Annotated in this window: 1 protein-coding gene; it reads left to right on the top strand. The window is 63.8% G+C overall.

Annotated features, from left to right (window positions below):
• The coding region (locus tag AACY52_RS31520; protein ID WP_339561581.1) for a DUF2840 domain-containing protein at nucleotides 1–439 on the top strand (439 nt) is incomplete at both ends.

Below are 439 nucleotides of genomic sequence, written 5' to 3'. Positions count from 1 at the left end.
ATGTCGAACTGACCTGGGTTGAGAAGAAGATCGAGAACTGGATCCGCTTCGGCACGCACGCCCACGAACAGATTCTCGATCGCCGTCGGCGTGTCCTGTCTTTTCGCCCCGGCGCGGTCTTCGCCTTCGTGCGCTGGGCCTCGAATGACTTCGGAACGATCATCTCGCGCATCGACGTCGTGCGCTCGGTTGCGCGCGGCGAGACGTACCAGACGCTGCCTTTCGTTCGTCCTGGCGGCGAAATCCTGCTGAAGGTCGAGAGCTGGCCCAGGGTCGAGCGCGTGCTGCAGGCGATCGACGCCATCGAGCGCATCGGCATCGATCCCGAAGCGGTTTCGCCCGATCATTGGCGTCACGTCCACAACCGGCTCGCTGCTGGACACGAGCCGCGCACCTACACGCTCGACCATCATCGCGCATTCCTGCTGCGCCGAAAGGC

This window comes from Pseudomonas sp. EA_65y_Pfl1_P113, from assembly GCF_963970525.1.
In the GTDB taxonomy this organism is placed as follows: Bacteria; Pseudomonadota; Gammaproteobacteria; order Pseudomonadales; family Pseudomonadaceae; genus Aquipseudomonas; species Aquipseudomonas tritici.
Note: the sequence above shows the minus strand (reverse complement) of the source record. Positions and strands in the feature narration are given on the sequence as shown.